This window comes from Streptosporangium sp. NPDC023615, assembly GCF_040640155.1.
Taxonomy (GTDB): domain Bacteria; phylum Actinomycetota; class Actinomycetes; order Streptosporangiales; family Streptosporangiaceae; genus Streptosporangium.
In genome coordinates, this window is the sequence record NZ_JBFABE010000121.1 from 1 (window position 1) to 8,588 (window position 8,588).

Consider the following 8,588-nt stretch of genomic DNA (forward strand, 5'->3'; position numbering starts at 1 on the left):
GCCCAGCGCCCTCGACGACCGGGCCGCGTCCGCGATCATGTCCGCGGTGGTGGACCCGGTCATGACCGGGAGGCGACGGCCCGCGTGACCGTGAGGCTGTCCTCGTAGACGTGGTAGCGGGTGACGAGCCCGTCGGTGACGGTGAGGTGCAGGGCGAACGGGGAGGTGTACGCGACCCCGGTGCTCCGCACCGTCTGCGCGATCTCGCCGAGCACGACGGCGTCCGCCCCGTCGACCAGGATGCGCGACACCGACGTGCCGTTCAGCTCGGGCACGTGGTGGGCCTCCAGCGACCGGAAATGGTCCGCCACGTCGGCCCGGCCGGACCGGGGGCGGATCCACGGAACCTCCGGGTGCCCCTCGGCGGGCCAGCTCAGCAGCCAGTCCACCGGCTCGGCGAACAGCTCCGCCGTACGGTCGTGATCCCCCTCGGTCATCCGGCGCAGTAGCTCTTCCACGGTGGCGCGGGTCTCGCTCGTCATGCGGCAAGCCTGGCGGGCCGGGCACGGCCCGTCGATTACCGCGAGGGTAAGGCGGATCCCGGGAACCGGAGGGCGGGGACCCGTCCGGAACCGGGACGCGAGGAGGGACCCGCCCGAGGCCGGGACGGGTCCCCCGGTCGCGGGGACCTCAGGCGACCCCCGCCATCTGCTCGGCGTCGTCCATGGGACGCAGCTCGTCGGCGTAGCTGACCGAGACGCGGCGCATCACGCCGCTGTCGCTGATCGAGTACTGCCCCAGCCGCCAGAGCGGCGGCGAGTAGGCGTGGATCGAGACGCTGCCGTGCACCGCGCCGGTGAGCCGGTGGATGTGGTCGGGGCCGAAGGAGAACGACTCGCCCTCGGAGACCACGGTCTCCAGGTGCTCGCCGCCGATGCGCGGGTTGCACTCCAGCAGCGTCCCGGCCACCACCCGGACCGCGCCGGAGGAGGTGTCGTGGTCGTGCCAGCCGGTGTCGTCCTCGGGCCGCCAGCACAGCAGCCAGACGTCCACGTGCGAGTCGCGGTAGAGGGAGGCGAAATGGCGGCCGCCCTCCTCGGGGAACTCCACCTGATCCCGCCACCGGGACGGATCGGCGGCCAGCTCGTTGACCAGGTCGAGGAGTTCGCGCCGGTCGAGGGCGCGGGCGGGCAGCGACTCGTAGCTCATCGGGTTCCCCCGGCGGCCGTACCGGTCTCGGCGTTCACGGCGGCCGTACCGGTCACGGCGGCCGTACCGGTCACGGCGGCCGTACCGGTCACGGCGGCCGGGACGGGCCCGGCCGGTGTGCCGGGACGGCCCGGCCCTCCGGTGCGCGGACCGGAGCCGGGCGCCCCGGTGTGCGGGCCGGGCCCGCCGGCCCGTACTCGCCCCTCGCGGGTGAGCGTCGCCGGGAGCGCACAGCTCTCGCGGCCCCGGGATCGGTTCGTTTGCTTCATGTGCGCGACTCCTTTCCGTTCAGTAGACGGCCGGGATTGGTGACCGCGATGGCGTGCCAGGCGGCGTCGCCGAGCGCGGGGTCGGGTGCGGTGGCGTAGGGACGGTCGGAACCGCTGACCACGACGTCGACGCCGAGTTCGCGGACGATCGCGTCGACGGCACGCGGGCCGTACGAGGAGGTCTCCAGGAACAGGCCGGTGTCGACCTGTCCCCGGCCCTCGCCACCCCGGTTGGCCAGGCGCTCGGCGTGCAGCGGGGCCAGCCCGGCGAGCAGCGCGAAGCAGACCCGCAGGCGGGGATGGCGGGGGCGTCCGAAGGCGGCGAAGGCGTACCAGGCGGCGTGCATCTGCTGCACGTACGGCACGACCGCGGGCCACCAGCCGGGCTCCCCGGGCCCGGAAGCGGCCCGGTCGGCCCGGTCGGCCCGGTCGGCCCGGTCGGCACGGACAGCGCGGTCGGCGGCGGGGCCGGGATGCACGAAGAGCGGCAGGTCGCGCTCGGTCAGCACGTCGAGCAGCGGGGCGACCCGGTTCAGGCCCTCGGCGTCGCACACCGCGGTCGCGGGGAGCTGGAGCCCGGCGAAGCCCCGCCCGGCGACTCGGGAGCCGTCCTGACCGTTCCGGGCCGTGTCGAGGGTCGCGGCCAGTCTCGCCGGGTCGATCTCGCCGACGCAGGTCGCCGCCCAGGCGCCGAACGGCGCCGGCAGGGCTAGGGCGTCCTCGTGGTAGGCGTCGACGACGGGCCAGGACTCCTCGGGGGGCAGTGACTCGACGCCGAGCGGGCTGGACAGCGAGACGAGCGCCAGGTCCAGGTCGGCGTCGAGCGCGAGGCGCCGGTCGAGGTCGTGGTCGGCCGGATCGACCCGGTAGGGGGGCTCGCCCTCCAGGTGGAGGGTCCAGCCGTCGAGGAAGGGCGCGGTCGTCCGGCGCCTGAGCGCGTCCACGAACGCGGGTGTCCACAGGTGCTGGTGGACGTCGACGGGCATGATCCGGCCCTCCTCCCCGAGGTTTCGGTGTATTACCTACCTAGAATATAGGTAACTACTCTCACCATGTCACATATCAGGGTGATGCGGTTCAGTGAACCGTTTCAGTGAACCGCTTCACCCCATGAGGTGTCAATCCCGGCGGCAGGCCGTGTTCGGGTCCGGGCGAGGTCGCCGACCGTGTCCGGGCGCCTTCCCGCAGGCCGCGGGCAATAGGCTGGGCCGATGCCCCAGCCTCGGAAACGAGCGACCATACGCGAGGTGGCGAAGGCCACCGGTCTGTCCCCCGCCGCCGTGTCGTACGCCCTGCGCGGCATGCAGGTCTCGGAGGAGACCATCGAGCGGGTACGCCAGGCCGCGGCCGAGCTCGGGTACGAGGCCGACCCCATCGCCCGGGCGCTGGCCAGTGGCCGGACCGGCATGATCGGCCTGCTCTGCGGTTCCCTGGAGGACCTCTGGCAGCAGGCGCTGGCCGTCGGCATCGGCCGCGCGCTCAAGGACAACGACCGCTACGCCCTGATCCTGGACGCCACGGGCGACCCGGCCAGGGAGCACACCCTCGCCAGGCAGCTTCGCGACCAGCGGGTGGACGCGCTGATCGTGCAGCCCGTCGACCCGGCGGCGCCGCTGTGGGCCGAGCTGTGCGAGGGGCTGCCGGTGGTCTCCATCGGTGACGCGCTGGCCGGGGCGCGGACCGCCGGCGAGGTCGTCTTCGACAACCGCGCCGGGGTCACCCTGGCGCTGGAGCACCTGCGGGGCCGGGGTCACCGGCGCCTGGCCGTCCTGACCTCGACCCGGGCCAGCACCCCCGACCGGCCCGCCGACGTGCACGTCACGGCCGAGGCGGAACGGCTGAGCCTGGAGATCACGACGGTCACCGCGCCGCAGTCGCTGACGGAGGCCACGCGGGTCGCCGGCGAGATGCTCGACACCGGGCACCGGGCGTTCTTCTGCTTCGCCGACTCGATCGCCTACGGCGTCTACGCGGCCTCGGCCGAACGCGGGCTGGGCATCCCGTCGGACGTGTCCGTGATGGGCTACGACGACCATCCCATGTCGGGCCTGCTCACCCCGGGCCTGACCACGGTCGACTGGGACATCGACGGTATCGTCCGCGCCGCCGTCCGGATCGTGGTGGCCGCGGCCGACGGCAACTCCCGGCGCCGGCGCATCGTCCAGTCCCCCCAGCTCCGCGAACGCGGCTCGGTGAGCTGACCGGCGCCAGGACGCCGCGGCCGGGCCGGGCGGGGCCGGGTCAGCAGGCCAGGCCGGGGAGCAGCGCGCGCGCCGCGTCGAGGTCGCCGTCGAGCGGGCGGTCGCCCATCGCGGGATCGAGCGGCAGGTCGCACGGGATGCCGCGGAGCCGCAACGCCCGTACCGAGGCGACCAGCTCGCAGGCCAGGACGATCTCCAGCGGTTCGGCGGCGGCGAGCGAGGAGCGGGCCGCGTGCGGGGTGAAGCTCGCGTGGTCCTCGGTCCCCAGGGAGAGCACGGCGCCCCCCAGGGTGACCGGGGCGGCCAGGTGGCGCAGCTCGCCCAGGGCGGAGTGGGCGACGTACTCCAGGATCATCACCCCGGACAGCCCCGCGCGTTCGGCGAGGAAGGGCAGGAGCCCGGTGTGCGCGGGGTCGTTCAGGGTGGCGAGCCTGGCGGCGCTCAGCGTCGCGGTCTGCACGAGAGCGGCCCGCAGGGCGTCGAGGGCCAGCGCCACCCGCGCCGAATGGAAGTTGCCGTTGTGCCAGGCCCGCCCGCCGGCGATCAGCGGGTTCTCCGGGGCGGCGTTCATCTCCTCGGTGACGGTCCGTTCCGCCCGCCCCAGGGCGTCCAGGACCGCCCCGTGCACCTGCGGGAAGGCCCGGTAGCCGTACGGGTCCTGGACGCGGCGCGGTGTGGTGAGCCCGACCAGGGCGCGCAGGCCGGCGGCGACCGAGGTCTGCTCGGGGCCGCGCTGCACCAGGGGGGAGAGCGGCTCCAGCGAGCCCTCGATCGCCCGGAAGGAACGGGCCGCGATCGAGGTGGCCGCGGCCAGCAGGAGCCTCAGGCGGTGACAGGCCAGGGCCGCGTCCGCCAGGGTCGCCGCGCCCGAACTGATGAAGGGAAGCGCGTCGGCGGAGGCGAGCGCGAAACGCGGCAGGGACTCGCCGCCGCGTCCCGGGGCCCGGCCGCCCGCCGGCCGGTCGTTCCCGGAGAGCAGGCCCGACGACGGCGGCACCCAGGCGACCTCCCCCAGCAGGCAGAGCGCGGTGGTGGCCAGGGCGGTCAGATCGCCGGTGCCGATGGCCCCGTAGCCCCGGATCGGCGGCGTCAGGCCCTGGTTGACGGCGGTGGCCAGCACGGGGAGGAGGGCGGGATCGACCCCGGAGCCGCCGGCGAGGAGCTGGTTGAGCCGGACGACGAGGGTGGCGCGGGCACGGGTCTCGCCGATCGGCGGCCCGGCGCCGCCCGCGTGGCTGCGGAGCAGGTCCAGTCCGGCCTCCTCGGTCTCCACGTCCTTGTTGGCGCCCACGCCCGTGGTCCGGCCGTACACCGGCCCGTCGAGCAGGGCGGCCATCCGCCACGCCGCCTCCGCGGCATCGGCGGGGCCCAGCTCGATCCCCGAGCCGTGCGCCGCCCGGTCGACCTGCTCGCAGGTCAGACGGGAGCCGTCGAGGACGAAGGTCATCGTCGCTGTCGCCTCCGCGGTCCCGGTGTCCTCGTCGTCTCAGTCACCGAGGACCAGGTCGAGCAGCCAGCTGATCACGCCGATGACGATCGCGCCCCAGAACGCCGGCCAGAAGCCCGCCACGTGGAAGGACAGTCTGAGCTCCTCGGCGATCCAGCTCGTCAGCAGCAGCAGCCCGGCGTTGACCACCAGCGCGAACAGGCCGAGCGTGAGGACGTAGAAGGCGCAGCCGAGCAGCTTGATGACCGGCTTGAGGACCGCGTTGACGATCCCGAACACGAAGGCGACGGCGACGAGCGTGCCGATCTCCTCCGCCGGGGTCCTCGCGGAGACCGTGATGCCGTCCACGAGCTGGGTCGCCGCCCACAGGGCGGCGGCCACCGCCAAGATCTTGATGATGATTTTCACGTTCCGGCACCCTCGCATGGATGATCGAACGGACGAAGAATCCGTACTCCAAAACTGGACATACACAAATACTGATGAATTTTTCGGTCTGACGCGCGCATGCCGGTCCGGGTATCGCCGGGAGCCACCGGACGCGGCTCCCGCCGGGGTCGCCGGCGCGTCAGGCCGGGACCGGCTCCCGGGCGGGGGTCACCGGCCCGAGAGACCGGAGACCGGCTTCCCGGGAGAGTGTCGCATCCGTGACCGTGCGTGGTCACGGAAGCGGCGAGTTCCTGCCGGAACCGTCCGGTCCCCGACGTGGAGAACCGGCCCGCGATGGGAAGGCCCTGGTGGGAAGCGCGCATCACGGATGAAGCGAGCACAGGGGGCGGACATGTCAGAAGAAGGATCGTCCAACGGCCGTCCGGCCGGAGACGGGCAGGGCGCGGCCGGGCAGGGTTCGGGTGGGCAGGGTTCGGGCGGGCACGGTTCGGGAGGCCACGGTTCGGGAGGGCAGGGGTCGGGCGGGCGCGGGGAGCCGAGCGCCGGGTCCGCCTCGGCCGGGCAGCGGGAGCGGGCCGCCGGTCGTACGGTCTCCCGGGAGGTGCGGCTCGCCTCGCGCCCCTCCGGCCGGCCCGTCCCTGAGAACTTCGAGCTGGCCGAGGCCGACCTGCCCGCCCCCGAGGAGGGCGAGGTCCTGGTCCGCAACCTCTTCATGAGCGTCGATCCCTACATGCGGGGCCGCATGAACGACGCCAGGTCGTACGTGCCGCCCTTCCGGATCGGCGAGCCGCTCGACGGGGGCGCCCTCGGCGAGGTCGCCGTCTCCCGCGCGCCCGGCCTCTCACCCGGGGACGTGGTCGTCCACGGACACGGCTGGCGCGAGTACGCCGTCCTCGACGCCGGGCAGGCGCGCAAGGTCGAGGAGATCCCCGGCGTCCCGCTCTCGGTCTACCTCGGCGCCCTCGGCGTGACGGCCCTGACCGCGTACGTGGGCCTGCTCGACATCGCGGGCCTGAAGGAGGGGGACGTGGTGTTCGTCTCGGGCGCGGCCGGGGCGGTGGGGAGCCTGGCCGGGCAGATCGCCAGGCTGAAGGGGGCCTCGCGGGTGGTGGGCAGCGCCGGGTCGCCCGAGAAGATCACTCACCTGCTCGACGATCTCGGCTTCGACGCGGCCTTCGACTACCACGACGGCGCGGTCGACGACCAGCTCGCCCGGGCCGCCCCGGACGGGATCGACCTCTACTTCGACAACGTCGGCGGTGACCACCTCCGGGCCGCCATCGGCGAGCTGAGGACGTACGGCAGGGTCGCGATGTGCGGGGCGATCTCCGCCTACAACGCCACCGGTCCCGTGCCCGGCCCGGACAACCTGGGCCTGGCCGTGGGGAAGCGGCTCACCCTGCGGGGATTCATCGTCTCCGACCACCTGGACCGGATGCCCGACATGATCGCCGAGGTGGGTGCCTGGATCCGCGAGGGGAAGGTCGTCTTCGCCGAGACCGTCGTGGACGGCCTGGAGAACGCCCCGCAGGCCTTCATCGACATGCTGGGCGGGGCCAACACCGGAAAGATGGTGGTCCGGCTGGGGAACCGGTGACGTGTACCGGGATCGCGCATGACGTCCACATTCTCGGGGCAGAAGGGGCGTGAGGGGGTGGGTCTGTTGGAAACGGACGAGCTTGAGGGGCTGTCGGCCCAGCAACTGCACGATCGCGCGGTCCACTACGCCGTGCACCACGGAGATCTCGGTTTCCTCTGGGAACTGCTCACGCTGATTCCGGCGGCGCAGGCGTCCTCGGGCAACGAGGAGCAGACGACCAACGACCTCAGCCGGGTCTCGGCCCTGCTCAGCGATGCCATGGCCTCGGGTCACGGAGAGCTCGGCGAGGCGCTCCGGCCGTTCTACATCGAGTACCTGTCCAAACACCCGGAGGCGTGAGCCGGAGGACTTCCGGCGGTCGTCCCGGGACCGGCCCCTCTGTAGGGTGATCGGCGGATCAGGAGGTTCCTGGCATCCGGGACAGGGTTGGGGAGGACGCCATGGCACAGGTGAGGGTGGAACGGACCGAGGACGGCTTCGTGGCGCGCAACGACCGCGGAGCCGAGGTCGCCATGGGCGGTGGGGACGAGCAGGGAGCGTTCACCCCCGTCGAACTGCTGCTCGCGGCGCTCGGGGGCTGCAACATCGTCACCGTGGAGCCGCTGACCGCCCAGCGCGGCCACCGTATGGTCCGCCTGGCGATGACCGTCCACGCGGAGAAGATCGAGGCCACCAGGCTGGGGCCGATCACCGTCACCTACGACGTGGAGCTGCCCGAGGGCGACGAGAAGGCCGCGGAGGTCCTCGACGCCGTGGCCCACCGTGTCGAGGAGAAGTACTGCACGGTGAGCCGGGCGCTGAGGGAGAACACCGAGGTCCGCCTCGAACTCCCCTGAGAGCGCCGCCCCCTCCCCGGGAGTGGGGCCGGGCCTGCTCCGTGGGCCGTGCCGGGTCCGAGGCTCTCGCGCCGTCGGGACGGCGAGAACCGGAGCGGGGCGAGGACGGGGTGAGGACGGCCCTGCGGCGGCGGAGCGGGGAGGGGTGAACCAATGAGCCCGGAGCCCGAACCAATGGGATCCGATCTTCGGAGCCGGATTTTCGCGTGTCAGGCGGAGATGGCGCCGCTTCGGTGATACCGGGTCAAGGTTGGGTGTAGGCGCAAAATCAACCTTTGGATGACGCGCACGTTACATTTGGCTAGGTAGTGTGGTTGCAGGTCGAGGGGGTTGCGAAGCCTCCGGAGCCAAGAGCTTTTCACCGGATAAGGACGCGAGGGGGATCGCGTTCCTAGCGGAGCCGCCGGAGTCTTGGGGGAGACGAAGGCAAAGCCCGCACAGAAAATCGGGGCCGGACAGTTGGGGGACTGTCCGGCCCCGAATTCTTTGTTCGGTGGCCACCTGAGGCCCAGTGATCGTCCAGGTCCGGCGGTCGTCCGAGGCCCGGGGACCGGGCAGGGTCCGGAGATCGTCCGAAGGCGCGGGCGGGGATCAACCGGGGTGCGAGCGCGCCGAAGCTGCTGCTAGAGTTACCTCCGTTGCGGGCGCCGCTAGCTCAGTTGGTTAGAGCAGCTGACTCTTAATCAGCGGGTCCGG

At 72.7% G+C, this 8,588-nt stretch carries 10 protein-coding genes; 4 read left to right on the forward strand and 6 right to left on the reverse strand.

From position 1 onward, the window contains the following. Positions 1-59 precede the first annotated feature (59 nt). The 4 genes from AB0G16_RS37715 to AB0G16_RS37730 form a co-directional block, all read right to left on the reverse strand. Entirely contained in the window at positions 60-482 is a 423-nt protein-coding gene (locus tag AB0G16_RS37715) for a nuclear transport factor 2 family protein (RefSeq protein WP_362815657.1), read from the reverse strand. A 148-nt stretch (positions 483-630) separates the two neighbouring features. Then, the gene (locus AB0G16_RS37720; protein WP_344894638.1) at positions 631-1,149 is read right to left on the reverse strand and encodes a cysteine dioxygenase family protein; all 519 of its coding nucleotides are present in this window, start codon (positions 1,147-1,149) and stop codon (positions 631-633) included. Then, entirely contained in the window at positions 1,146-1,418 is a 273-nt protein-coding gene (locus tag AB0G16_RS37725) for a hypothetical protein (RefSeq protein ID WP_362815659.1), read from the reverse strand. Before AB0G16_RS37725 ends, AB0G16_RS37720 begins: the two co-directional genes overlap by 4 nt. Continuing rightward, positions 1,415-2,404 carry an amidohydrolase gene (locus AB0G16_RS37730; protein WP_362815661.1) on the reverse strand — a complete coding sequence of 330 codons (990 nt, stop codon included), beginning with the start codon at positions 2,402-2,404 and terminating at the stop codon, positions 1,415-1,417. The genes AB0G16_RS37725 and AB0G16_RS37730 overlap by 4 nt, the downstream gene beginning before the upstream one ends. Positions 2,405-2,665: 261 nt before the next feature. Here AB0G16_RS37730 and AB0G16_RS37735 point away from each other — a divergent pair, with 261 nt between their 5' ends. After that, positions 2,666-3,619 (forward strand): LacI family DNA-binding transcriptional regulator, encoded by a 954-nt coding sequence (locus tag AB0G16_RS37735; protein WP_362815663.1) that lies wholly within the window; start codon positions 2,666-2,668, stop codon positions 3,617-3,619. 40 nt (positions 3,620-3,659) lie between these two features. On the opposite strand, the gene AB0G16_RS37740 is transcribed toward AB0G16_RS37735, so the two are convergent. Both AB0G16_RS37740 and AB0G16_RS37745 read right to left on the reverse strand, forming a co-directional pair. Beyond that, positions 3,660-5,066: an aromatic amino acid lyase gene (locus AB0G16_RS37740; RefSeq protein WP_362815664.1), complete on the reverse strand. Its 1,407-nt coding sequence runs from the start codon at positions 5,064-5,066 to the stop codon at positions 3,660-3,662. Positions 5,067-5,105: 39 nt separating this feature from the next. Then, the gene (locus AB0G16_RS37745; RefSeq protein WP_362815665.1) at positions 5,106-5,474 is read right to left on the reverse strand and encodes a phage holin family protein; all 369 of its coding nucleotides are present in this window, start codon (positions 5,472-5,474) and stop codon (positions 5,106-5,108) included. Positions 5,475-5,847: 373 nt separating this feature from the next. Between AB0G16_RS37745 and AB0G16_RS37750 the strand changes: the two genes are divergently transcribed. The 3 genes from AB0G16_RS37750 (at position 5,848) to AB0G16_RS37760 (ending at position 7,892) form a co-directional block, all read left to right on the forward strand. Beyond that, positions 5,848-7,053 (forward strand): NADP-dependent oxidoreductase, encoded by a 1,206-nt coding sequence (locus AB0G16_RS37750; protein WP_362815667.1) that lies wholly within the window; start codon positions 5,848-5,850, stop codon positions 7,051-7,053. Between the two features lie 57 nt (positions 7,054-7,110). Beyond that, positions 7,111-7,395, forward strand: a complete 285-nt coding sequence (locus AB0G16_RS37755) for a hypothetical protein (RefSeq protein ID WP_362815669.1) — start codon at positions 7,111-7,113, stop codon at positions 7,393-7,395. A 101-nt stretch (positions 7,396-7,496) separates the two neighbouring features. Further along, positions 7,497-7,892, forward strand: coding sequence for an OsmC family protein (locus tag AB0G16_RS37760; protein ID WP_362815671.1), 396 nt, complete (start codon positions 7,497-7,499; stop codon positions 7,890-7,892). The last annotated feature ends 696 nt before the right edge of the window (positions 7,893-8,588 follow it).